General features: G+C 40.2%; 25 protein-coding genes and 1 pseudogene. 11 read left to right on the top strand and 15 right to left on the bottom strand.

Translation table 11 applies throughout. The annotated features are described in order from the left end of the window. Window positions 1-425: 425 nt before the first annotated feature. From M3206_RS14820 to M3206_RS14810, 3 genes are all read left to right on the top strand, one after another. Window positions 426-2,090, top strand: coding sequence for a PTS transporter subunit IIBC (locus tag M3206_RS14820; RefSeq protein WP_251313308.1), 1,665 nt, complete (start codon window positions 426-428; stop codon window positions 2,088-2,090). A gap of 6 nt (window positions 2,091-2,096) precedes the next feature. Then, a complete protein-coding gene (locus tag M3206_RS14815) occupies window positions 2,097-2,900 on the top strand; it encodes an endonuclease/exonuclease/phosphatase family protein (RefSeq protein WP_251313307.1) in 804 nt (267 codons plus the stop codon). Window positions 2,901-2,967: 67 nt separating this feature from the next. Then, window positions 2,968-4,629 (top strand): glycoside hydrolase family 13 protein, encoded by a 1,662-nt coding sequence (locus M3206_RS14810; RefSeq protein ID WP_251313306.1) that lies wholly within the window; start codon window positions 2,968-2,970, stop codon window positions 4,627-4,629. Between the two features lie 435 nt (window positions 4,630-5,064). Here M3206_RS14810 and M3206_RS14805 read toward each other — a convergent pair whose 3' ends face one another. The 3 genes and pseudogenes from M3206_RS14805 to proC form a co-directional block, all read right to left on the bottom strand. Further along, the gene (locus M3206_RS14805) at window positions 5,065-6,168 is read right to left on the bottom strand and encodes a fatty acid desaturase family protein (RefSeq protein ID WP_251313305.1); all 1,104 of its coding nucleotides are present in this window, start codon (window positions 6,166-6,168) and stop codon (window positions 5,065-5,067) included. 225 nt (window positions 6,169-6,393) lie between these two features. Beyond that, window positions 6,394-7,464, bottom strand: a pseudogene (locus M3206_RS14800) (DEAD/DEAH box helicase); the annotation flags it as partial. Then, window positions 7,464-8,273 carry a pyrroline-5-carboxylate reductase gene (gene proC / locus M3206_RS14795; protein WP_251313303.1) on the bottom strand — a complete coding sequence of 270 codons (810 nt, stop codon included), beginning with the start codon at window positions 8,271-8,273 and terminating at the stop codon, window positions 7,464-7,466. The pseudogene M3206_RS14800 and the gene proC, both read right to left, overlap by 1 nt. 233 nt (window positions 8,274-8,506) lie before the next feature. On the opposite strand from proC, the gene M3206_RS14790 reads away from it, so the two are divergent. From M3206_RS14790 to M3206_RS14775, 4 genes are all read left to right on the top strand, one after another. Then, entirely contained in the window at window positions 8,507-9,883 is a 1,377-nt protein-coding gene (locus M3206_RS14790) for a dipeptidase (protein WP_251313302.1), read from the top strand. 341 nt (window positions 9,884-10,224) lie between these two features. Beyond that, the gene (locus M3206_RS14785; protein WP_251313301.1) at window positions 10,225-10,719 is read left to right on the top strand and encodes a hypothetical protein; all 495 of its coding nucleotides are present in this window, start codon (window positions 10,225-10,227) and stop codon (window positions 10,717-10,719) included. Between the two features lie 13 nt (window positions 10,720-10,732). Then, the gene (locus M3206_RS14780) at window positions 10,733-10,909 is read left to right on the top strand and encodes a hypothetical protein (protein ID WP_251313300.1); all 177 of its coding nucleotides are present in this window, start codon (window positions 10,733-10,735) and stop codon (window positions 10,907-10,909) included. Next, window positions 10,906-11,103, top strand: a complete 198-nt coding sequence (locus M3206_RS14775) for a YwbE family protein (RefSeq protein ID WP_251313310.1) — start codon at window positions 10,906-10,908, stop codon at window positions 11,101-11,103. The genes M3206_RS14780 and M3206_RS14775 overlap by 4 nt, the downstream gene beginning before the upstream one ends. A gap of 71 nt (window positions 11,104-11,174) precedes the next feature. On the opposite strand, the gene M3206_RS14770 is transcribed toward M3206_RS14775, so the two are convergent. The 6 genes from M3206_RS14770 to M3206_RS14745 all read right to left on the bottom strand — a co-directional run bounded on the left by M3206_RS14770 (window position 11,175) and on the right by M3206_RS14745 (window position 15,361). After that, window positions 11,175-11,804, bottom strand: coding sequence for a response regulator transcription factor (locus tag M3206_RS14770; RefSeq protein WP_251313299.1), 630 nt, complete (start codon window positions 11,802-11,804; stop codon window positions 11,175-11,177). After that, on the bottom strand, window positions 11,801-12,841 hold the full coding sequence (locus tag M3206_RS14765; RefSeq protein WP_251313298.1) for a sensor histidine kinase: 1,041 nt from the start codon (window positions 12,839-12,841) through the stop codon (window positions 11,801-11,803). The genes M3206_RS14770 and M3206_RS14765 overlap by 4 nt, the downstream gene beginning before the upstream one ends. Continuing rightward, window positions 12,838-13,569 carry a cell wall-active antibiotics response protein LiaF gene (gene liaF / locus M3206_RS14760; protein WP_251313297.1) on the bottom strand — a complete coding sequence of 244 codons (732 nt, stop codon included), beginning with the start codon at window positions 13,567-13,569 and terminating at the stop codon, window positions 12,838-12,840. The genes M3206_RS14765 and liaF overlap by 4 nt, the downstream gene beginning before the upstream one ends. Window positions 13,570-13,660: 91 nt before the next feature. Continuing rightward, complete coding sequence (locus M3206_RS14755; protein ID WP_251313296.1) at window positions 13,661-14,305, bottom strand: PspA/IM30 family protein; 645 nt, start codon at window positions 14,303-14,305, stop codon at window positions 13,661-13,663. Window positions 14,306-14,325: 20 nt separating this feature from the next. Beyond that, entirely contained in the window at window positions 14,326-14,673 is a 348-nt protein-coding gene (locus M3206_RS14750; RefSeq protein ID WP_251313295.1) for a flagellar basal body rod protein, read from the bottom strand. Window positions 14,674-14,890: 217 nt separating this feature from the next. Then, window positions 14,891-15,361 carry an NUDIX hydrolase gene (locus M3206_RS14745; RefSeq protein WP_251313294.1) on the bottom strand — a complete coding sequence of 157 codons (471 nt, stop codon included), beginning with the start codon at window positions 15,359-15,361 and terminating at the stop codon, window positions 14,891-14,893. Between the two features lie 109 nt (window positions 15,362-15,470). Between M3206_RS14745 and M3206_RS14740 the strand changes: the two genes are divergently transcribed. Next, complete coding sequence (locus tag M3206_RS14740) at window positions 15,471-15,947, top strand: glutathione peroxidase (RefSeq protein ID WP_251313293.1); 477 nt, start codon at window positions 15,471-15,473, stop codon at window positions 15,945-15,947. Window positions 15,948-15,995: 48 nt separating this feature from the next. Here M3206_RS14740 and M3206_RS14735 read toward each other — a convergent pair whose 3' ends face one another. Next, window positions 15,996-17,366: a YjiH family protein gene (locus M3206_RS14735; RefSeq protein ID WP_251313292.1), complete on the bottom strand. Its 1,371-nt coding sequence runs from the start codon at window positions 17,364-17,366 to the stop codon at window positions 15,996-15,998. Window positions 17,367-17,513: 147 nt separating this feature from the next. After that, entirely contained in the window at window positions 17,514-18,209 is a 696-nt protein-coding gene (locus M3206_RS14730) for a pseudouridine synthase (protein ID WP_251313291.1), read from the bottom strand. A gap of 214 nt (window positions 18,210-18,423) precedes the next feature. Here M3206_RS14730 and M3206_RS14725 point away from each other — a divergent pair, with 214 nt between their 5' ends. Further along, a complete protein-coding gene (locus M3206_RS14725; RefSeq protein WP_251313290.1) occupies window positions 18,424-19,575 on the top strand; it encodes a GNAT family N-acetyltransferase in 1,152 nt (383 codons plus the stop codon). 145 nt (window positions 19,576-19,720) lie between these two features. Then, window positions 19,721-19,894, top strand: coding sequence for a YozQ family protein (locus tag M3206_RS14720; protein ID WP_251313289.1), 174 nt, complete (start codon window positions 19,721-19,723; stop codon window positions 19,892-19,894). A 49-nt stretch (window positions 19,895-19,943) separates the two neighbouring features. Here M3206_RS14720 and M3206_RS14715 read toward each other — a convergent pair whose 3' ends face one another. From M3206_RS14715 to M3206_RS14705, 3 genes are all read right to left on the bottom strand, one after another. Further along, on the bottom strand, window positions 19,944-20,597 hold the full coding sequence (locus M3206_RS14715; protein ID WP_251313288.1) for a glycosyltransferase: 654 nt from the start codon (window positions 20,595-20,597) through the stop codon (window positions 19,944-19,946). Window positions 20,598-20,815: 218 nt separating this feature from the next. Continuing rightward, window positions 20,816-21,400, bottom strand: a complete 585-nt coding sequence (locus tag M3206_RS14710; RefSeq protein WP_251313287.1) for a hypothetical protein — start codon at window positions 21,398-21,400, stop codon at window positions 20,816-20,818. Window positions 21,401-21,413: 13 nt separating this feature from the next. Further along, complete coding sequence (locus tag M3206_RS14705; protein ID WP_251313286.1) at window positions 21,414-22,601, bottom strand: ParM/StbA family protein; 1,188 nt, start codon at window positions 22,599-22,601, stop codon at window positions 21,414-21,416. A gap of 365 nt (window positions 22,602-22,966) precedes the next feature. Between M3206_RS14705 and M3206_RS14700 the strand changes: the two genes are divergently transcribed. Then, window positions 22,967-24,517 (top strand): glycoside hydrolase family 55 protein, encoded by a 1,551-nt coding sequence (locus M3206_RS14700; protein ID WP_251313285.1) that lies wholly within the window; start codon window positions 22,967-22,969, stop codon window positions 24,515-24,517. 44 nt (window positions 24,518-24,561) lie between these two features. On the opposite strand, the gene M3206_RS14695 is transcribed toward M3206_RS14700, so the two are convergent. Beyond that, entirely contained in the window at window positions 24,562-25,101 is a 540-nt protein-coding gene (locus M3206_RS14695; protein ID WP_251313284.1) for a GNAT family N-acetyltransferase, read from the bottom strand. Window positions 25,102-25,135: the final 34 nt, after the last annotated feature.

The raw sequence follows: 25,135 nt of genomic DNA, 5'->3' as shown, positions 1-25,135 counted from the left end.
CAAGCTTCGCGACATATTCTCGGTACTCTAAAGACTTTCTTTTCATGTGGACACGTCCCCTAAATTAGTTTTGTTTAAGTATAAAGAATTCTCACAAGGATGTCTCCACTTTTAAGACTAATTTAAGCTACGCTCAAACTGTATGGATCTTCGCTCAGAATCTTCATTTTTCGCTCAAAATAGCATTCACAGGCATTCACAGGGAACGCAAATCCCTAAAATCCTCAATGGAAAAACTTTTTATCTCCTTTTTCGTTATTTTTCGCTTGTAAATGTAACCGTTTTATTTTACAATCCTTTTATGCAAACGATTGCACCTACTTGCCTATACAACTTTGCAAGCGGTTCATAAATAATTTTTGCAATCTAATGAATGCGATTTCAAAAAAACAGCGAAAGATATATACTTAAAGGAGGAAATCGTTTTGAAACAACGTGGAAAACTAATTTCGTTTGATTTCTGGCAAAAGCTTGGTAAGGCACTTCTCGTGGTTGTAGCCGTTATGCCAGCTGCCGGTTTGATGATATCACTAGGTAAGGTTATTGCTATGTCGGGTGGTGACATTACGTTGGTGCAAACGATTGCCCGAGTAATGGAAGACATCGGATGGGCAATCATCACGAATCTGCATATTCTCTTTGCCGTAGCCATTGGTGGTTCTTGGGCAAAGGAACGTGCCGGTGGTGCATTTGCAGCGGTTATCGCCTTTATCCTGATCAACCGTATTACTGGTGCAATTTTTGGTGTAAACAATGCCATGATGCTTGAAGAAGGAGCAAAAGTAAAATCCCTTTTTGGCAGTGAGCTGATCGTTGGGGATTACTTCACTTCTGTTCTTGGAGCTCCTGCTCTTAACATGGGTGTTTTCATCGGTATCATTTCCGGTTTCTTAGGGGCCGTTCTATTCAATAAGTATTACAACTATAACAAGCTTCCAAATGCTTTAGCCTTTTTCAATGGAAAACGCTTTGTGCCATTTGCCGTTATTTTATGGTCTGTCGTTACGGCACTGATTCTTGCATTGGTTTGGCCGTTTATTCAAGGGCTTCTAAATGACTTTGGTAAATGGATCGCAACTTCTCGTAACACAGCTCCCGTCATCGCACCCTTTATTTTTGGTACACTTGAGCGTCTGTTGTTGCCTTTTGGTCTACACCATATGTTAACGGTGCCTATCAACTATACAGAGCTTGGCGGAACCTACCAAATCATGACGGGTTCTGGTGCTGGTTCTTCTGTAGCCGGGCAAGATCCGCTGTGGCTTGCTTGGATTAATGACTTGAACAACTTCTTGCAAGCTGGAGATTCAAAAGCATATCAAGCTCTATTAAATGATGTTGTACCTGCACGATTTAAAATGGGGCAAGTTGTTCTTTCAACGGCTTCTTTAGTCGCAATCGCACTTGCGATGTACATGAACGTTGATAAAGACAAGCGGAAGAAGTATAAGTCTATGTTCTTCTCAGCGGCACTTGCTGTATTTTTAACAGGGGTTACAGAACCGATTGAATTCATGTTTATGTTCGCGGCACCACTGCTTTATGTGGTTTACGCGATTACGACAGGTCTTGCATTTGCAGTAGCTGACCTCATTCATGTACGTGTTCACGCATTTGGCTTTATTGAATTATTAACTCGTACTCCTTTGCTTGTGAAAGCAGGATTAACTCGCGATTTAATCAACTTTGCACTTACTTGTATCGTATTCTTTGGACTAAACTTCTCGATTTTCTATGTGTTGATCAAAAAGTTCAACCTGCCAACACCAGGACGTGCGGGTAACTATATCGAATCAACGGAGGGTGAATCTGCAGCACCTGCCAAAAAGGATGAAACAGCTGGATCAGATAACTCTCAAGCCTTTGCGATCATCGGTCTTTTAGGCGGAGCTGACAACATTGAAGACGTTGATGCATGTATGACTCGCCTCCGCGTAACAGTGAAAGACATTGATCATGTTGCAACAGAAAAAGAATGGAAGGATAATGGCGCACTAGGTCTCATCCTTAAAGATAAAGGTGTTCAAGCGATTTATGGACCAAAAGCAGACGTTTTAAAGTCTGATATTCAAGATCGATTGGAGATGTAATAAGCTATGAAACTTTTAACGCTAAACGTCCATGGCTGGCAAGAAGAGAACCAGATGGAAAAATTAAAGATGCTTGCTCGTGATATTGCGAACGAGCGTTATGATGTCATCGCACTTCAAGAGGTCATGCAGTCAATCGACGCACCTATTGTTAACAAAAATATTAAAGCAAACAATTATGCATTGGTTTTAAACCAGCTATTACAAGAACTTGGGGTTAACGATTATGATTTTGTTTGGGACATGGCCCACTATGGTTTTGTAACGTATGAAGAAGGGGTAGCTATTCTAACCCGTCATCCGATCAAGTCAAGCAACAGCTTTTTTGTTACAGAACTTCAAGACATGAATAACTGGAAAACAAGAAAGATCATTTCAGCTGCTATTTCTTATCAAGGAAAAGAACTAACCTTTTTCTCTGGCCATTTTGGCTGGTGGAACGATGATATCGCACCCTTTAAAGAACAAATCGACGCATTCTTTAAGCATGTTCCAGAAAGCGGAATTTCTTTTTTAATGGGTGATTTAAACAATGATGCGAACGTAAGAGGCGAAGGGTTTGATTATGTAAAATCAAACGGCTTCTATGATACGTATGAGTTAGCTAAAGAAAAAGATGATGGACTAACGATTAAAGGCGCCATTGCGGGATGGAATCAGAATGGAAAAGAAGATGGACGAAGAATCGATTACATCCTATGCAACAATCCGGTCAACGTAAAAAGTTCTTTTGTTCGTTTTAACGGAATAGAAACACCAGTTGTCTCAGATCACGCTGGTGTAGCCGTAACTTTAGATCTAGAAAACTAACAGACAAAGGGGAACCTGTTTAAAGGTATCCCCTACCCTGATGTTAAGTGATATTGGAGGTAACATGATGGAAAAAGTTTGGTGGAAAGAAGCTGTTGGCTATCAAATTTACCCACGCAGTTTCCAAGATTCAAATGGAGATGGAATCGGTGATTTAAAAGGAATCATCCAACGCTTAGATTACATTAAAGACCTAGGGATTGATGTCATCTGGATCTGTCCGATGTACAAATCTCCGAACGATGATAATGGATATGATATATCTGATTATCAGGACATCATGGAAGATTTCGGAACGATGGAAGACTTTGATGCACTCTTGAATGAAGTGCATAAGCGTGGTATGAAGCTGATCATTGATCTTGTCCTTAATCATACAAGTGATGAGCATCCATGGTTTATCGAGTCCCGTTCATCAAAAGACAATCCGAAACGTGACTGGTACTTTTGGAGAGACGGTAAAGATGGGAAAGAACCGAACAACTGGGAAAGTATTTTCTCAGGTTCAGCTTGGGAATATGATGAAAAAACAGACCAATATTACCTTCATGTTTTCTCGACTAAACAACCTGACGTGAACTGGGAAAACCCTGAAGTGCGTGAAGCCCTCTACGATACGGTAAACTGGTGGCTTGATAAAGGGATTGATGGTTTCCGAATCGATGCGATCAGTCACATCAAAAAACGTCCTGGCTTCCCAGACATGCCAAATCCGAAGAACGAAAAGTACGTATCTTCATTCGATATGCATATGAACCAGAAAGGGATCCATACATTCCTCCAAGAATTCAAAGACCGCACTTACGCTAACTATGACGTCATGACGGTTGGTGAAGCAAACGGCGTTAAGGTGGATGAAGCAGACCTTTGGGTTGGTAAAAAACAAGGGAAGATGGATATGATCTTCCAATTCGAACACCTTGGACTTTGGGATGCAGAAACGAGCCCTGATCTGGATATCGTTGAACTGAAAAAGGTGCTGACACGCTGGCAGAAAGGTCTCGAAAAAGAAGGATGGAACGCTTTATTCATCGAGAACCATGATAAGCCTCGTGTTGTTTCCACTTGGGGCAACGATAAAGAATTCTGGTATCAAAGTGCTACAAGTATGGGAGCAATGTACTTCCTTATGCAAGGAACACCGTTCATCTATCAAGGGCAAGAGATTGGGATGACGAACGTTCAGTTCGATTCCATCGAAGACTACGATGATGTAGCAGTAAAAAATATGTATCGCATTAAGCGAGAAGAAGGCGTTTCACACGAAGACATCATGGCCGTCATTTGGGCATCTTCGCGTGATAACAGCCGTACACCGATGCAGTGGAACAGCAGCGTGAACGCTGGATTCACAACCGGCACACCTTGGATGAAAGTTAACCCTAACTATAAGGAGATCAACGTAGAAAAACAGGAACATGACGAGAAGTCCATCTTGACCTTCTACAAAAAAATGATTTCCCTTAAAAAAGAGAACGAAATATTTACGTACGGAAGGTATGATTTACTGCTTGAAGACAATAAGCAAATCTATGCATACACTCGTACGCTCGGTGAAGAACAAGTGGTTGTCATTACGAACCTTTCTAAAAAGGAAGCCGTGTTTGAAACGGAGCTTTCGTTGAACGCTGAAAATCTCCTTCTAGCTAATGAAGAAGTTGGAGCACATGATGATGTAACAAGTCTTTCATTAAAACCTTATGAAGCTCGCGTCTACCGAGTGAACTAAAAAGCTGTTTTGGTAGTTGATTTCCTCTCCAGGTTGCACGCTTTCCGCGGGGCGGGCGGGTGATCCTCCTGCCGCTTTGCGTCATTTAGACTCTCACCTGTCCCACTCGTCCCGCAAGAGTCGGCAACCTTGCGCTCCAATCAACTTACAAGGAAGAAAACACTCGAAATTCAACACTTTTAAGAAAAAGCGTGCTTTCCAATAAAGGAAAGCACGCTTTTTCACTTTGGATTTTTTTCAAAACGTATAAACGATTAGAAACGCATGAGTACGATAAACACACAAACAACCGTCTATCCCCAAGTGACATCTTTAAACAATAGGATGCACGCTAAAAGGAACGCGACGAATGCTGTAAAGTTTCCTGAAAAACCGCTTCCTCCTATCATTATAAATAAGTTTTACTGTTAATTGGAAAAAGAAAAAGCACCCAGATTAATGGATGCTTTTAGGTGTGGCTTTTGGTGCGGTGATCTCATTTTCGGTTGATTCACCTTTTTGATAAGATATGCGGTCAGGATCCAGACCATGTCCAAGTGATGGATATACATAACCTGGTGCAGGGTCTACGAATTGATGCTGATTGAAATAGACACGAGGCGTTTTCCATAACGTGACTAATGCTTTCCAATGCGGCATCTCATGATAGCGTTCTGGCCACATTTCTTTAATATGTTTCTTTACGAGCGGATAATATTTTGGACTCATACCAGGGAACAAATGATGTTCCGTATGGTAAGAGAAGTTAAAATGAAGCACATCCACCCATTTTGGAACCGTAACGGTTAAGCTGTTTGCGAGCGGATCGTTCACATCAGTCATTGGATTCAGACGATGATTTGTTGCAATATAGCTCATTACAATCGCATTTGCAATTAATAGCGGAAGCAATACCGCAAAGATCCATTTAACAGGACCCAACCATACTAAGAGTCCAATCCATGTTGCCCAAGGGAGCAACAGCTGAAGCCATACAGAAGGACGATTGCTTGGCTTAAATTCTTTTATAAATCGTTTAAACATGAAAAGACCATGCGTTGTAAACGAGATCGATAGAAAAGCAAAACTTACAATAGAACGCATCCACATTGGAAGCTTGTATACTTTTTGTAAGAATGGCTTGTGTGACAAGTTTTCTAATGTGGGCCAAGCATCTGGATCTTCCCCATCTTCTTGAGTGTGTACATGATGTGTGGTGTTATGCCATTTGCGCCATAGTTTCGGTCCGACACTTAACGGCCAGAATGCTACAGCTCCTAAAAAGTCACGCAGCCAAGGTTTGCGAATGACCGTTCCGTGCAAGATTTCATGTCCTAAAAAGCCCATTCCTGCAAAACATGAACCTAAAATGATCGCGATACCGAGTCCTAACCAAGGATTCAAATTATTTAATAAACCGATAACCAATATACCGGTGATTGAAATCAATAAATAGACAAGTCCTCCCCATAACCGTGATGGTACCGGTTTGAATGCCTCTTTCGGCAGCTTGGGAGCAATTTTTGCTGCATACCAGCCAAACGATTGTAGATCTTTCATTTACTCAACTCCTATAAATCTGACTCTTTCGAATTCTCATACCACATCATCGTAACAAGGTTTGTTTTATGACGCAACCGTTTTTATTACCTGGTAATAATAGTTGGTATTATATACCCACAAAAAAACGGGTCTCCTTGAAGGATTCCCGTTTTTTTGAAAAATAATCTTGATTAAATTTTATAAATATTCCAGTTTCAGAGCCTTCAATTTTTGATTTGTTTCCCGTTCGATCATCTGAAGCAGCCGTTGATCTTTTGGCGCAACAAACGTAACAGCTAAGCCTTTTCCTCCAGCCCGTCCGGTCCTTCCGATCCGGTGTATATAACTCTCGGTATCAAGGGCGATATCATAATTAAAAACATGGGTCACACCTTCGACGTCAAGTCCTCGCGCAGCCACGTCTGTCGCGACAAGATACTGAATTTCGCCTTCACGAAAACGTTTCATGACATCTTCTCTTTTCGCTTGTGAAAGGTCGCCATGCAATTCATCGGCGTTATACCCCATATTTTGCAGCGCCTCATTTAACTTGCTTACTCTCCGCTTCGTTCGGCAGAATATAATAGCCAAGTAAGGACGCAATAAACGTATGGTTTGAATAAGGTCGTTCTGCTTTCCTCGGTCTGTCGTTTCAACGACACGCTGTCTGATTTCCTTCAGGGTGACCTGTTTCGTTTTAATATGAATATCCCTAGGGTTCTTTGTGTAAGTTTGAGCAAGCTTCTTTACTTCCTCAGGCATCGTTGCTGAAAACAGTAAGGTCTGGCGGGACTCCGGCACTTGTTCCATAATGTCTTCTATATCTGTTAAGAAGCCAATATGCAGCATCTGATCCGCTTCATCTAGCACAAAAGTTGTGACTTCAGACAAATCGATCGTTTCACGGCGGATATGATCAAGCAGCCTGCCAGGTGTACCCACTACAAGATGCACTTTCCCCTCTAACTTATGCATCTGTGCGATCACATCTTGTCCGCCATAAACAGCAAGGACATTGATCTCGTTTAAAGGCTCTGTTAACTTTCGAACTTCAGCCGTAATCTGAATGGCCAGCTCTCTTGTTGGAGCTACAATCAAACCTTGTATAAAAGGACTCTCGCTATCTATTTTTTGAAGGATCGGTAATACAAAGGCAAGAGTCTTACCCGTTCCGGTCTGGGCCTGACCCACTACATCTTTTCCTTCTAAAATGATAGGAATCGTTTCTTTTTGAATAGGTGTTGGTTCACCGATTCCGTTCTGTAAAAGAACTTCAGTAAGAGCATCTGATAGGCCTAATTCTTTAAAACTCATTACTTTTTCCCCAAATCTTTCACTTTTGCTGTACAGCTGTCCATCGCAGCTAGTAGTGCACCACGGAATCGTTCTTGCTCAAGTGTCGAAACCGCTGCTATCGTTGCTCCGCCTGGTGATGTTACTTGGTCTTTAAGCTCTCCAGGGTGTTTTCCTGTCTCAAGAACCATCTGTGCTGCTCCTAGGACAGCTTGAGCCGCTAAACGATACGACTGATCGCGTGATAGCCCTTGTCGGACGCCGCCATCTGCCATCGCTTCAATCATCATATAAACATACGCCGGAGAAGATCCGCTGATTGCCGGAATCGCATCCATTTGAGCTTCCGCAATGATCTCTACTTTTCCAAAACTGCTTAACAATTGTTGGACGGTTTCCAAATCTTCATCTGTGATTTCACGGTTCACCGAGACCGCAGTCATTCCCGCTCCCACTAAAGACGGCGTATTCGGCATCGTACGTACCACTTTTACCTTTTTACCGAACCCGTTCTCAACATCTGTTGTCGTAATACCAGCGGCAACCGTAATGATCACAGCATCAGGTTTGATGGTTTCTTTTATTTCTTCTATCACTTCAACATACGTATAAGGCGCCACGGCGAGGAACAAAACATCTGCAAATGCTGCAACATCACTATTTACAGCTGAAACTTCTATTCCGAACCGTTCAGCCGCAAGCGTTCGTGATTCCTTTGTCCGCATGCTCGCCATGATCTGATCCGTTCTGATAAGCTCGGAACGAATCATCCCCCCTGCCATCGCCTGTGCCATTTTACCAAAGCCGATAAATCCGATTTTTTTATTCAATGCTTCTGCACTTCTTTCTATTTTATTTTTTAAAAGGTTTATTTCCATCTTTACAGAATATCTTTACCGTTAGCTTTACCTTTAGTAAACCACAAATACATAAGGTGTGTGAAATGGATAGGCACCTATAACTCAAAACACTGTAACAAAAAGAGAGGAAGAATATTTCATTTCGAAGCAGAACTCTATTAAACTAATAAGTAAAGCGCAACCATACATAAGGAGGACTTAAGATGACAGACAAGATCACGAACTATTTAAAAGAAAACCGTGATACTCATTTAAAAGAGTTAACAGACTGGCTCGCCATACCAAGTGTGAGCGCACTGCCTGAACATAAGGAAGATGTTCGAAAAGGCGCAGAGTGGATCGCGGACGAACTATCTAAGATCGGCATGGAGAATGTAGAGATTCATGAGACAGACGGTCACCCTGTTGTTTATGCGGACTGGTTAAAAGCTGAAGGTAAACCGACCGTGCTCGTTTATGGACACTATGATGTTCAGCCCGTTGATCCACTAGAACTCTGGGAGACACCTCCCTATGAAGCGACGATTCGAGACAACAAACTATATGCACGAGGTGCCTCTGACGATAAAGGTCAAACGTTCATGCATCTGAAAGTACTTCAAGCTATTCTAGAAACAGAAGGGACTCTTCCTCTTAACTTCAAGTTTTGTATCGAAGGAGAAGAAGAAATCGGCAGTCCGAGCCTTCCGAAGTTTATCGAAAATCATAAGGACCTATTAGCATCGGATGTGATCGTAATCTCTGATACGGGAATGCTTGACCGCGGCAAGCCTGCGATCTGCTATGGTCTTCGCGGCATGTGCGCGATGCAGATTGATGTAACGGGACCAAACAGCGATCTCCACTCCGGTCTTTATGGAGGAGCGGTTCAAAATCCACTGCATGCGATCACAGAGCTTCTGCAATCCTTCCGTGACGAAAACGGACGTATTTTAGTTGATGGTTTTTATGAAAACGTTCAAGAGCTAACAGAAGAAGAAAGAGAAGCGTTCCGTGCACTCCCGTTAACAGAAGAAGCACTTAAAGAGCAGCTTGGGGTTACGGAACTAACAGGTGAGGAAGGTTATTCTCACATCGAGCGCACATGGGCACGACCGACGTTAGAGCTTAACGGAATCTGGGGAGGCTTCCAAGGCGAAGGCATCAAGACGGTAATCCCTGCAGAAGCTCATGCGAAAATCAGCTGCCGCCTCGTCCCGAACCAAGAGCCGGATGAGATCATCGAAAAAGTAAAAGCACATATTGAAAAACATAAGCCAGTTGGAATCGACGTTAAAGTAACCCTTTTTGATAAAGGAGCTCCTTATGTAACACCGTTTGACCATCCTGCCATTCAAGCGGCAGCACGTTCTTATGAAAAAGTGTATGGCGTTCCGACTGCCTTCACTCGCGGCGGCGGATCCATTCCAATCGTTGCAACATTCGACCAAATGTTAAACATTCCCGTTGTATTAATGGGCTTTGGACTTTCAACAGAAAACTTCCATGCGCCAAACGAACACTTCCATCTGGAAAACTTCGACAAAGGTATGGAAACCCTCGCTGATTATTGGTTTGAGCTGGAGAAATCCTTCAAGTGAGAAGCCTCTACACGATAAAATATACAAAAGAAGGAGCTGACACATGGATGTCGGCTCCTTTTTTGAGTAAAAATAGGATTATTGAGCGCTCGTGTAAAATTTTGAGCGAAACTACATCCAGTTTGAGCGTACGTAAAGGATTTTGAGCGTACAGATAATTTTTTGAGCGAAGATCTGAATTTCTGAGCGAACGTGTAACAATTATAAAAAGACGTACCGTAAAATGACCGTTACCGTCATAAAGGCAGATGCATGGAGATGATTCGACAGGTATTTTCGTTTTAATCTTTCTGTATGTTATAATCAACCAATCACAATAAAAGAAACGGAGCGTATTTAAAATGCTTTCATTTGAAGATAAAATGGCTTTAATTCAAGAGAATTTCCCTGAGCTGGAGTTGCACGAAGTGTCGCTTGGCCGTGTTAATTTCCATTATGAGGAAAGTGTGCAGGACAAGAAGATCGTCGTGTATCACCTTCACCCGAACGGCAACGGATTTGTATATGGGGGACACCTTCCGCAAAGCGTTAAGAACGATAAGGGATATGTAAACATTCGTGACTATGAAGCTGATGAGCTTATTGCACTTATTAAGGATTCCATGGCGTTCCTTTCTAAGAAACACGGATGGCAGCAACCAAAAAAAGATCGTACAGATGATACAGAACGTAAAGAAGAACATTGGTTCAGCCACAGTCATGAAAAAATCAGACTTGTGGGTGAAGATGGCATGTGGTTTATCTTTGATGAAGATGATGCTCTTGAAGCAGCATTTGAGACGTACGCAGAAGCTGAAGGCTACTTAAAAGAAGCAGATTTCAAAAAGAGAAAATAGAAGAGGTGGCCACATGGCAGAAGAAAAAAAGAAACTAAGCTTCCAAGAAATTGCGAAACAGCGTCTCGCTGAAAAAAAAGCACAGCAATCGGGTGGAGCATTCCATAAAGGACCTGTTAAAGTAGCAAACCAGCTGAAGAATCAGCAAACGAAAAAAGCGAACAACCAGGCTCGGAGAACGGGTGTATAATGCATCGTAAACGTTCCAACATTACCCCCGGCCTTCCCGTTCATGTTATTTTAAAAGCTGATCAGCGTACAGGTAAGAAAACAAAAGGAATCGTTAAAGATATTTTAACGAACTCGCCCAATCATCCGCACGGTATTAAAGTGAGACTAGAGGACGGTCAAGTTGGCCGTGTGATCGACATACTAAGTGAATAAAAATGATTAAAACGGTCTCTTTAACGGGACCGTTTTTCATTGGGTTTTTATTTATTTCCTACAATTCTCTTCTATACGAGCGAGTGATTAAACGCATAGATGACAGCTTGTGTACGGTCTTGTACGTCAAGCTTGCTTAAGATATTACTCACGTGGACTTTCACCGTCTTTAAAGCGATGAACAGTTCATCCGCGATCTCTTGATTGGTCTTCCCTTTTGTCATGAGCAAAAGAATCTCCATCTCACGCGGAGTCAGCTCTTCATGCGGCTCACGCGTTTGTTTTTGTCTCATCTTGTTCATCATCTTACCAGTTACTTCTGGTTCTAAAACAGACTTGCCATGATACGTGTCGCGAACAGCCTGTGCGATGTCACTCGCTTTTGATGTTTTCAGCATATAACTAGAAGCACCTGCTTCCAGTGCTGGATACACTTTTTCATCATCTAAAAAGCTTGTTACGACGATAATCTTCGCTTCCGGCCAAGATTGCGTGATTAATCGGGTAGCTTCAATACCGTCCATCTCTTCCATCACAAGGTCCATTAAGATGATATCGGGTTTTAGTTCTAACGCTTTTTCAACAGCAATCTTCCCATTTTCAGCCTCAGCTGTTACTTCAATATCCGGTTGTGCCGAAAGATAAGCTGAAACTCCAATCCGAACCATCTCGTGATCATCAACTAATAAAACTTTTATCATGCATTACCCTCCTCTGCTGATAAAATGGGAACCTTCACTTCAAGACGAGTCCCTTCGCCTGGTAAACTTACAATCTTAAGTGAACCGCCAATCTCGGCCGCTCGTTCATGCATGTTTCGCAACCCATACGAACCTGTTTTTTCCTGGTCCATGTTAAAGCCAATACCGTCATCCTCTATGCGGAGTATGATTAGATCATCCCGCTGAACCAGCAGAATTTGCGCTTTATTGGCCTGAGCATGCCTAAGAATGTTAGACACTGACTCTTGCAGAATACGAAACAGGTGATCTTCTACCCCTTTATCCAGAGGAACCGTTTCGATCTTCCACTTCAGTTCGATCGGAACTTTTTGCAAAAGTTCCTGCAGAAGTTCTTCCATACCTTTTTGAAGTGATTTTCCGTTCAATGCAGCAGGACGCAGATGTAGAAGAAGTGCCCTCATCTCGAGCTGGGTCTGGTGGATGGTCTCTTCAACGAGCTTTAATTGCTTGGATTCGCGTGTTTCTGAATCGGCTCTCGTTTCATTTACGGCAGACATGATCATACTTGCCGCAAAAAGCTGCTGGGAAACTGAATCATGCAGCTCTCTCGCTAAACGGTTTCTTTCTTGAGAGATGATTTCCTGAATGCGTTTCTCCTGATCGACCGCCTTCTCTGTCGCCATTTTTTGCGACTGGCGAATCTTTTCGCCTAATTGCTGCTGAATTCCCTCCATGCGTTTCGTGATGGCTTTTAACTCAAGATTCGAGACCTCTTTCATATTGACTTGCCTGCCGTCTTCAATAGACTTCAATGTGCGGTCTATGAGGTTTAATTGCTTTCGAGCCGTGATGCCAGAATTTAATCCGAAAAAAGCCCCCATGATGAATACGAGAAATGGGACGACAAACGCTAGAGGGAAGTCCAATAGATGCTCTTGTAGCAAAAAGGTCCAATCGTTTATAGGAAAAAGCGTGTATACGATAGAGCCTAATAAGATCGTGACAGCAAATGCAAATAAGATACCAGAAAACATATGACGTAAAACGGTACTCATACTCGCTTCACCTCCAGACTCCCCGCAAACAAGCTTGTCATGATTTTAATTTTTTTTGCAGACTCATTGTAGTTCTGGGTTCGATAAGATACTGCCTGATTAAACATCTTGGAATCGTGATGGTCAAAGATCACGGTACTGCCTGCTATAACAGAATGTTTTACGGCTACATCAATCTCATAAGGAACGTAGATTGTAATATTGCCAATAAGACCTCGAATAAACACAACCGACTCACCAGAAGGCAAAATCGTTTCACTCAAATCAATAATGGTATCACCAGCACCGCATTGAATGTTAATATCGTTCCATTCATAGACATGATCGGGTGTCTGCTGCGTTCCAAAAGGTATATTTTTCAATAAAGATTCTTTTTCGTAAAGTTCCTCTGATGAATGAGTTCCTCCCTCATTAACCTCTGGCTTAATCACAAACGGATTCTGTTTCGATTGATAAAATTGAACGATAAAATAAACGATGAGTCCAACTAAAATGAGTTTAAACGTGAACATCCCTAATATCGTAACGACAGCTACCACTACACCAGCCCAAAACATGAATTTGCCAGAACGTCTCGGCATTTTTTTTCTTCCAAAATACAAAAGTCCAGCACAGATTAGTATAGTGAATACAAGACCCTCTCCTCTGATCGTCGCTTCTAACAGCACCATGACACTTGCGATTAAAAACACCCAGCTGATAACATCATTCTTCTTTTTGACCGGCATCTGCACTCACTCACTTTCAATCTGTCTAAACGGCATAAAAAGGCGCAGAAAATATGCGCCTCTATCTATCATAATCGTACCATATCCTCCATTAAACGCTAGGAGTAGTTTCTTCTTTTTTCCAATCTTTTTCTAGCTTAGCAAGTTTAACTTCCATAGAACTCGCGTAATAATCAGCATTTACCTTTTGCTCTAGACGATCCATGTAATTTTCAAGTTCATCAAATTTAAAAACAGTCTTCTTAATCAAACTAGAAGGATCAATGACTTGATCCATCTTTCTGTGAGCTCTTGCTACGTTCTCTCGCCCCATTAATTCCATACGTTTGATCTGCATATCTTTTAGCTTATGCTTCATTTGTTCATACTTCTGTTCAAGCTCTGTGAGGTCTTTTTCCGCTTGGGCTGCTGATTCTTTCAGCTTAGCAGCACGTGTTTCATGCTGTTCTTTCTCAAGTATAGCAAACTGATAGAGCTCTTGTTCATTGGCTTGTTGGGCTAATTCAGCCTGACGACTGCGCTTAGCTGCTTTAGCTTCTGCTTCTTGAACCTCACGTACAAATTGATTTTTCAAAAGCTGTTGACGTTCAACAAGCTTATGCGCTTTATTCACTTCTTGCTCGCATTGTCTTAAATACTGATTTAAAAGTGAAAGAGGGTTCTTTTCTTCCTTTTGATCTAAAAGCTCGTGAACATCAGCTGTGATTGCGTTTTTGATTCTTTCAAGTACGTTCATTTTAATTCGCTCCTTTTGTTTTAGCTATTTTTTAATTTTGACCATTCTCTTTCGAAGTTTGTGAAGGGATCATTTTCTGTTTGCTCAACGATCGTTTCACTTTGGTTCCACTTTTTGTACACAAGGTAAAGTACATAAATGGCAACTGCTCCTAAAATCGCCGGGAGATTAGCAACAGCTATACAGAGTCCGATAACAGAAAGTGCTCCCCACCAAAATTTCTTTCCGCCCGTTTCTGCAACTACACATTTCTTATAAGCGTAGTACATAACAGCAAGACCAATCGCCAGTCCGACCATCGGACCTAAGTTAGCTATCAATACGATAGCAGCAATTCCTCCAACTACAAGCAAGCCTAGTTTTTTCATAATGGCTGCCTCCTTTCGTACCTTTAGCTTACCTCGGTGCAACGTTTCTCAAAACTGGCCATGGCTGTATTTTCCAATAAGACCTGAGGCGTAGAGGGGGACAGACCCGGGTCTGCCCCCTTCAGAAAAACAAACAAAAAAAGACCAGAAACTCTGGTCTTATTGATATCCAACGTACTCAATTACGCGTCTCTATTTTCCCTTTTGTTTATACATTCTACAGATCACCTACAAAAGCATACTCAGATTCAAGAGGACCCTTCATTACTTTATTTTTAATGAATTCCGGATATAATTTGTAGCTTCCTAGTTCCTCAATAGATACCCACTTAAAGACAAGTCTTTCTGCCTCTTCAACCGAAAACTCTTCTCCTTTATATAAAGAGAACGGATCCCGAGCTTTAATTAAAAAATATAATCCAACTTCATGAAAGTCTTTTCCGTTGTATGTAAAAAAGTTTTCAACTGTAGAAATGTGATCCCTAACTTCCACATCTATTGCTAATTCTTCTAACATCTCACGCTTAAGGCTCGACCTTGCATCTTCGCCCACTTTTACTCGGCCGCCTGGCAAAGACCAGTGAGTTTCATTTTTTGATCGGTGAATGAGAACATGCCCCTCTTGAATGAAAACCCCTGCTACACGATAGTTAAAAACTTGATGTTCCACATGAAACACTGCATCCATTTTTTCCATCCCCCTTTGTATCCCCTAATTTTACCATCGCGAGCGTTTCAAATGAAATCTATTTCAAATACCTGTAAACTAAGAAGAAACATTAAAAGGAGACTATAAAATGTCCATTTATGATATTCCTGTGGAAACGATTAAAGGCGACAATACCACTTTAGATCCTTATAAAGGGAAAGTCTTGCTGATCGTAAACACAGCCAGTAAATGTGGATTCACGCCACAATTTGAAGGCCTCCAATCAATCTATGATGCCTATAAAGATAAAGGATTCACTATTCTCGGTTTCCCTTGTAATCAATTTGGTGGACAAGAACCCGGAACAGGTGATGAGATCCAAGAATTTTGTCAGCTAAACTACGGCGTAAACTTCCCGATGTTTGCGAAAGTGAACGTAAACGGAGATCAGGCACATCCTCTTTTTAAACATTTAACGAAGGAAGCTCCTGGTTTACTAGGTTCCAAAGCGATCAAGTGGAACTTCACAAAATTCCTTGTCGATCGTGATGGCCGTGTTGTAAAACGTTATGCACCAACCGACAAACCAGAGGCCATCGAAAAAGATTTAAAAGAATTGCTATAACCAAAAAAGCTGTTCAAAGGAGATTCCTCTGAACAGCTTTTTTATCTTTTAGAATAATAAATGTGCCATACCTACTACAATCGGTAACGATATGAAGGTACGCAGGAAAAAGATAATAACAAGATCTTTAAAGTTAACAGGCACTTTTGATGCTAATAGCAGTCCACCTACTTCAGACATATAGATTAACTGTACTACTGACATGGCTGCAATCACAAAACGCGTTAGCTCACTTTCGATTCCCGCACCTATGATAGACGGTAGGAACATGTCCGCAAAACCAATAACAATTGTCTGAGCTGCCTCAGAAGCTTGTGGAACTTGCAGAAGCTCTAAGACGGGTACAAAAGGGGCTCCGAGATAAGAAAAGAATGGTGTGAATTCCGCAACCATTAATGCTGATGTCCCAATTGCCATTACAATCGGTACGACTCCCATCCACATATCCAGAACGTTTTGAATGCCCTCTTTAACTAAAGGAGCCGCTTTTTTGTTTTGATCTGCGCGCTCTAAAGCCTTATTAAGACCGAAACTGAAAGGTGTTTCCCCGCTAGGAATGACTTCATCTGCCACATTTTCCTTAGCACCCTCATAGTACGTATCCGCTTTTCTAGATAGTGGCGGGATACGTGGAATAATGATCGCACAGGCTAAGCCAGCTAGTACTACTGTTAAATAATACGGTACGATCATATGAGTCAGTTCTACTTGAGCAAGTACTACGATCGCAAAAGTAATAGACACAACCGAAAACGTTGTACCGATTACAGCTGCTTCACGCTTTGTATAATATCCTTCCTCATACTGTTTGTTCGTTAAAAGAACACCAATCGTTCCATCTCCAAGCCAAGACGCTAAACAATCAATAGAAGACCGTCCTGGAAGTTTAAAGATGGGACGCATGATTTTCACGAGTAAAGCTCCGCAAAATTCCAATAACCCAAAGTTAAATAACAACGGCAAGAATAATCCCGCAAACAAAAATACGGAAAATAAAACAGGAATTAGGTCATAAAGTAATAATTGTCCTGTATTTTCTGACCAAACAGCTTCTGGTCCTAACTTAAATAAGGTCATCACCGCAAAGATCAATCCCAGAACCCGAATCAACTGCCATACGATATTGACATTAAATAGAGTGTTTAAAAACGGGTTGCCAACAATCACCTTTGGTTTTGTAAAGTATGTGATCAACGATCCAATAACAGTTATTGCAATAATAGCAGTCATGATCTGGGGAATAAAATCTCCAATCCCATCCTGCAGAATCCCTGCAAGAATAGCAACTGGAATGGTAATCTCCCCTTTATATGAAATAGGAATCATAAAAAGAAAAATACCAATTAATGACGGAACAATAAACTTACTAAAGCTCTTCTGCTTCGTCTCGTTGTAAGATTGCTGTTTCTGTAATTCCATGTTGAAATGCCTCTCTTCCTTAAATGTAAAACGCTTTCATACACTTTCCATTACCAAGTATATTTGCTTTTTTTAGTTTTCTCAAATTTATAAATAATCTAAAGAATTGTTAAATTGTATGGGTATGACGTAGTATCTTACCCCTATTTATAGGAGATCTAAACTCCCTTTTAACGCCAAAAGCTCGTCTGGCTTGAGATCTCTCCACTCTCCAGCTTGTAATGTATGGAGATGTATATTCATAATGCGTATGCGTTCGAGTTTCTCTACTTCATAACCAAGCGCTTTGCACATTCTTCTAATTTGACGGTTGAGTCCTTGGGTGAGTGTTATCCGAAACACATATTTACTGACAAACTTTGTTTGAGCAGGTCTTGTTACTGTATGAAGAACAGGTACACCTTCTGACATTTTTTGAAGAAAAAGCTCGGTCACTGGTTGATCCACAGTCACCTCATACTCTTTTTCATGTCCAAAATCAGATTGAGAGATGCGATTTGCAAGTTCCCCATCGTTCGTGAGCAGAATCAACCCTTGTGAGGCTTTATCTAAGCGCCCTACTGGAAATACACGTTCAGGAACGTTTACACATTGAAGAATATTTCCTTCTATCTCAGGGTTTGCTGTGCAGGTAATACCTACTGGTTTATTAAAAGCCATATAAATAGAAGATTGTTTTCTAGGAATAGGCTTCCGATCGATTAGTACGATATCGCCTTCCTCAACTTCTGTATCTTTATTGCAGATAACGCCATTTATAGTAATCCGTCCGTTCTCTAAAAGCCGTTTACCTTCACGTCTGGAACAGAATCCCGTCAAACTTATATATTTATGAATTCTCATGAATGTCCTCACTTCATCGTTGGCTTTATGCACAACAGTTTATAATTATAACTCCATTTGAATATATTTTCGATACTTTTTATAAATATCCAATATTTTTCTCTAACGATTTCTTGGCATTTCATTGAATCTGTTATCAGAATTTTATTATGAATTTACTTTCCAAGCAGCTGCCTGAACTTTAAAATGGAAAAGGAATAGGAGGTTGTTCATCATGCATTTAAAAATAATAAAAGAAAAAGATTTTGATAAAGCGATCCAACTTTCTGAATATGCGTTTCAGTACAAAGTAAAAAAAGAAGATCTCCCTAAACGATATGAGATGCTAAAACGGCATGAAATATGGGGAGAGTTTGAAAACGAAGAGCTAATTTCAAAGGTACATATTCTTTCCCTGGAAATAACCATTGAAAAATGTCGATTTGCTATGGGTGGTATAGCAGGGGTCGCTACATGGCCTGAGCATAGACGTAAAGGTTCGGTAACTCGTCTCCTGAATAAAGCCCTATTGGCAATGAAGGAAAAAGGACAGACGATCAGCTTGCTGCATCCTTTTAATATTTCGTTTTATCGCAGGTTTGGATGGGAACTTACGGCTTCTGTCAATAAGTATACAATCGAAAAAAATGATCTGGACCGTTACAAAGACGTTCCTGGCCATGTAATCAGACTTTCTCAAGAAGATGGAAACTCCCTTTTAAATACGGTTTATGAAAGATGGTCCGCGAAGTATAATCATCTAATGATTCGACCAGATTACTGGTGGGATAACCATGTTTTTACTGAAGGGTATAACCGGATTCTTTATAAAGATGAAAGGGGAGTGCCTCAAGGATATTTGTGCTGTAAGGCTGCAGACAAACTACTGGATGTTCAAGAATTTGTGTATTATACGGAAAATGCAAGACGAGCCCTTTGGAACTTTATTTGTCAGCATGATTCGATGGTCGATAAAGTGAAGATCGTTGCACCATCTAGTGATCAGCTCCCTTTTTTACTGAATAACCCAAGGATTCATCAAGAGCAAATTCCCTACTTTATGGCCCGAATCGTGGATGTCGAAGGGTTTTTAAATCAATACCCTCTTCGCGTAATGGAGTCCCCTCTTTCGATTTCGGTCTCCGATGAAAAAGCAGAGTGGAATAACAAAACTTTCACTATTTCTAATCATGGAATCGTGTCTAACCCAATAAGCGAAAAAGGCAAGCTCAGTATGGACATCCAAACATTGACTGCCGTACTTTTAGGATCTCAAAAAGCTTCCTTTTTACATGAATGCGGGAAAATCAATGGTGAACAGAAAGATATTCATCAATTTGAACAAAGTATTACACAGCGCCCGCCAGCTTTTATGGATTTCTTTTAATAATAGTTATACCCTCTCCCATAGCTTAGGGATGGGGTATTTCATTTTTTGGAAGTTTCGTGCTTGTTCTATAGGGAATGGAAATATATCAGCCATTTTACGCTAACACTAATGAATGGTTGTTATTTAAAGGAGGCTAATATAAATGAGTGATAAAAATAAACAATCCGAAAAAGTAGCAGAAGAGAATTATGAACCTAATAAGAAGAATAAATCTGAAACTGAAAAAGACTTAGAAAAGGTACATGAGCAAGTCAATGATACGCTCACGCAAGGAACTATTGATGAAAAGAAGAAACAAGAGAAGAATAAGAAATAAACGTATATAAAAATGACCCGCTCAATTTGAATGCGGGTCATTTTTTCTTTTAACTTCTAAATTGATGTGGGAACTGCTTCATGATACCGTTCGTTATCTCGTCCGCTAGAACAAGGATATGATTGATACCTTTATCAAAAGCAATAATCTCCCCAGTCCAATCTTTGTTTAAAAATGCTGCAACTTCACTCGTTAAAATCTGCAAATGCATATGCAGAAGGTTTCTCAATTCTTGTTCTTCCCATTTAGGGTTAGCCTTGCTTAAAAATGCTGCTATTTCATCAACGTTTCGGTACCATTCTTTATTATATTTATCTGCATTAACCTTATCTCCTTTACTTAGTGCATCTACTAGCTGCCCTGCTAGAACAATATGTTCTGTCAATAACTTAGCAAGTTGGTTACCAGCTGCATCTCCATAATAAGGCTTAATAGAATTGCCGATATCCTTTTGGTTTTGCAATAATCGTTTTAGAACTGCATCTTTATTGGGATGTCCTGACAAAGCACTTTGAACATAGCTTCTTGTCCAATAAACGTGGTCCTTCCAAAGTCTTCTCTGAGTAGAATACAGGTTCAATGCATTTTGACTATAGCAAGGTCCCTGATCCCGTTGTGCTTTTGCATCGACTTGTAGCGGGGTTGAAAATACAGGGAATGTGATTGCTAAAACCATGAATATCGACATAATTTTTTTCTTCATATAATCTCTCCTTAACTTATTTTCGTTTCCTAGGTAGTTTGGGTAAATCTTTTTATTTCATTCTCAAATAAAAAAAGCAGCTTTAAAAATGAACCTGCATTTATTTAAAACTTATAATAGTATTCTGTGCCCATTGCGAGACCTTCCCTTCGTATACAGAGAACAAACGGTAATTTCCAGAAAAAAAAGCGCAGCTATAAAGTCAGCTGCGCTAGATATTACTTATTCATATGAGCGAGGAAGTCTCCTAGTAGATCTTCCATTTCCTTTTCAGGATCTTTCGGTTCCTCATTCGGTTCTTCCTCTTCACGTTTTGCGTTATTCCAATCAAATTGACTTAAATCATCATCGTCAAAATCATCAATGGGAGCGGGCTGAACGGCTGGCTCATCATACTTGTTTAACGTAACTTCATCTTCCTGCTCTTCTTGCAGATATAACGCTTCGTCAATATCTGTAGAGTTGCTGTTTAAAGCGGCAAGTAATGAAGCCGTTCTTACGGGATTCGATATAAGCTGATACATAATATTGCCTAATAATGCCTCAGAATGCTCATGCTTAAGCCAATCCCTTTGCATTTTATTTAAATTTTTTGGGAGCGGGATGGTGATGGTTTCTCTATCTTTCTGAATGGTTTGTCCAACACCCTGCATGACGAACTCTGAAATCCTGCTGGAAAAGTTGCGTCTCTCTGTCTCTTTAAGCTTTTGGAGCTCTTTTAAGACGTGATCAGGGGTATCAGAGGGTATCCGAAAAGCGATCGTCTTTCCTCTGGTTATTTCATTGGCAGATTTTTTATCCATTTCATCACCCTACTTAAGCTTTAACGGCTTTTTTCTCTTTGTCCTCACTCTTTTGTTCTTCTTTTGTTGTTCTCTTAATGTGATCCGAAATCAGCTTGTAATAAGCATTAGCCATCATCCAGATGCTTTCTTTTTCATCCTCAAAAAAATCGATGTTGTAGCCATCAAGATTATTATTAAGTGTCTTAATATAATCCTTTAAGACGGCAGAACCACCGCCAACAAAATAGCAGATTTCAGTCTGAGAATTCTTTTGCCACACATTACGAAGCAGACGGTATTGTTTTTTAGCTAAGTCTACCAAGATACGGTCCGTAATATCGTGGACGCTTGTACGGCTTCCGCGCACCATAATATGATTACGGTTTGTCTTTTTCGTAATAATTTCTACTACATCACGTCGGCTGTCTAGCTCAACACCGTGTTTGGAACGAATTTCTTCTCTGATCTGCTCTAAAGCTTCAGAAACACCAAGGTTAAACCCTTGTGCTTTGTCATCATCAACATTTCTATTCTTAATTACTGCGATATCTGTTGATAGTCCGCCAATATCTTGAATGAGGATAGGCTTGTCAATCAGATCTTTATTGATGATATTCAAGTCATTATCCATTACTAGGTTGATGAAAGCAGCAAAACCTTCTGGATAGACTTTTACTTCATCAAACTTAATGTTTACTTTCAATCCTTGATACTTTGGTGTCACTAAAAATTCTACTTGGTGAACCGAGCCTAGAAGCTTAGAGCGGTATCCAGCATCTTTTCCTTCTTTTACTTCACGAAGAGGCAATCCAGTACCTAAAATATAGCTTGTATCAAGTACATTATTGTTTTTAGTGAATGTTTTAGCGTTTTCTTCCTTAACGGCGTCTAGAGCAAGCGCTGCAAATAACATGATCAATGTTTGATCTTCTTCAGATTTGCTGCTGCCCGGATCTAATTCTGTAGAGTTATCACTTTTAGCCGCCAATTCACCAACACGATAAATCACATTGTTTTCTTTAAGAGCAGGGGAGTGGACTCTAATATGTATGCCTTCTAATGGATTTTTACTGTCTAATTCTTCAATCCCGATTACAGGACGGTCTTCAATATCTCGTGCGATTACGTTTGGTATGTTCAGCTCATGTTCTAATTTTCCAAATATCCCTTTTAAAGAATCATTACCTACATCAATTGCTGCAATTCTAGATTTACTCACGGTACTCATCCTTTCTTTTTTCAATTGTTATTTTGTTGCTATATTAATAGATTAGAATGGATCGGCAAATTTAACAATGCCTATTTTTTCTTTTAACAAAAACGTAAACATGCAAACAATATTGTAAACAATTACCTTGCATTCCCACAAACCCTTTCGCACCAATATGTTTGCGCATTTGCAAACATGTAAACTTAATTGCAAACAAATGCAAACATTTTCGCAAACATGTAAACTTATTTGTTTGCATATAAACTTTTTTGTTTGCGAGCCCTCCCCTACTCAATTTTGTTTGCTGATTATAAAATTATCGGACGGGAATCATTAAATATAGACCGATGAAATGAAACAGAGGTGAGACGAAATTGGTACATTTAGAGAAAAAACACGATCCGAAAAAGAATGCAGATATAATTAGAGAATTTCATGATAGGAGTTTTTCATTAAAAGAAGCACTATTAAATACTGAAACATTATTTGAAGAACGAAGTCACTATACAAATAAAAATGAACAAAATTCATCAAGATTGAATTGGATGAAAGTACTGACGAAAAGGGCTCTTGTTAAGAATATGGGCTATAAAAAAGTATCCACGACTCAAATTTGCTGTGATTCAAAGGAATCTATTTTTCCAACATGGAAAAGTAAGCTGGATGACCAATATATGAAACTCGTAGAAGAAGTAAAAGAGGAAGTAAACGTAAAAGATTATGGAGCGATTGGAGATGGAGTGGCTGATGATACAAAGGCTTTTAAGAAAGCTATAGGACGAGGGAAAGTCATTGTACGCGTTCCAGAAGGTATTTATCTCACAAAAGGGATAAAACTACCCTCTTGGACATGCTTAATAGGGGAAGGAAAGGAAAAGACTGTCTTAAAACTGCATGACCAGTCACCAAAGAGTAAATGGCTGATCACAAATAAAAACCATTTCTGGGGCAACAGTCATATTTTTGTCAAAGGAATGAGCTTAGATTGGAACATCGAAAGGTTAGGAGCTGTCGAAAAAACTAGCGCGGGTAACAATCGTTCCAGCTGTCTTACCTTCGCTAATGTCAAATACGGCTGGATGCATGAGATAGAGGCTATTAATCCTGGCCTGCACTGCTTTGATGTTTCATCTTCTGTTTATACCTATCTAGGGGATGGAACGCTTTCAAGGGGAGGAAGTAAATATATTTGGCTAGATAACCTTAATGGCTTTGGTTTTGGAGATGACGGCATAACAACTCATCACTCCTCACATATTTTTATTTCTAACTGCCATATGTGTGATCCTAGCGGAAGATCGCATAAGAAAGGCTTTTCGAACTCTAATGGTATTGAAATCGATGATGGCTCTCAGAACGTCTGGCTTTTAAATAACTCCACTACAAGGTGTTTTGGAGGTTTGGAAATAAAAGCTCACCATAATGCTTCCGCTGCTTCTAATGTCCATATTGTTGGTCATTTGTCTGTAAAAGATAATCGATCCTATAATTTCAGACACATCGGCCACCATAAAGATGTAGATGATGAATCAAAAACAGCTTTTCATATCTCTGCGACCAACATCGTAGCAGTTGCACCCGTATATACTGATTTATACGAAGGCTCATCACCACGAGGACTCGTTGTATCCGGGTATAACCATGTATTGATCAACCATTTCACCCTTATTGGCGATCCCCATTATGATTATAAGAAAAATCCTCTTATCGCCATACAATACCGTGCACGCAATGTCTTCTTGCAGCATGTATCTATAAAAGACTTTACGACAGCTGGGCCCGCTATTAAAGTCTATGGAGGCAGTCACCGTGCGGATGATATTGTTATTCAAAATATTAACTGTGATAAGTATTTTACAACCGCTGTTGAAGTAGGAACAGATGTTAAGAATGCCTTCGTTGAAAAAGTAAACGTCTATGCATAATAATAAAAAGACTCCTCTTCCGCTGAAAGGAGTCTTTTTCCTATTTATAAAACTTTTTCGAGCTGGATATCCAGCGGTTCCCTCGCTTTTATTTCATCGTTGATTTCAACAGCCTTTTTGCAACCCACCGCTTCATAAAATCCCTGTGATTCAACAGATGGATGTGCTGCAATATAAAGCTTTGCTGCTCCTAGCCTTTTTGCTTCTTCACAGCATTTATTAAACATCTTTTTCCCTATCCCATAACCTCTTCGATCTGAAGAGACGTGAATATAAGGAAGTTCTACATATTCTTTTTTCGAGCCAAATAAAGAGCTTTCGATATTGGCAAAGCCAGCTAGTTCCTCACTAATAAAAGCACCTATCACTTTCCCGCCCTTTAAAAGACAAGTACGTAGATCCGAGAGTACTTGAGCTTTCTTAACATCATCCCAATCATCAACAAAATGATCAGACTTCACTTTATATTGATCATCTTCCATAAATAAAACCTTATGGGTCACTTGGTAACGTTTAAAATCCTTTAAAAAAGTGTCCTTTAAATCCTCTAAACCTAAAGACTTGATTATAATCTTACTTTCCATAAATAATCCTCGCTTTATATGTTTCTCCTCATTT

Source organism: Fictibacillus phosphorivorans, assembly GCF_023715845.1.
GTDB classification, from domain to species: Bacteria; Bacillota; Bacilli; order Bacillales; family Fictibacillaceae; genus Fictibacillus; species Fictibacillus phosphorivorans_D.
Note: the sequence above shows the minus strand (reverse complement) of the source record. Positions and strands in the feature narration are given on the sequence as shown.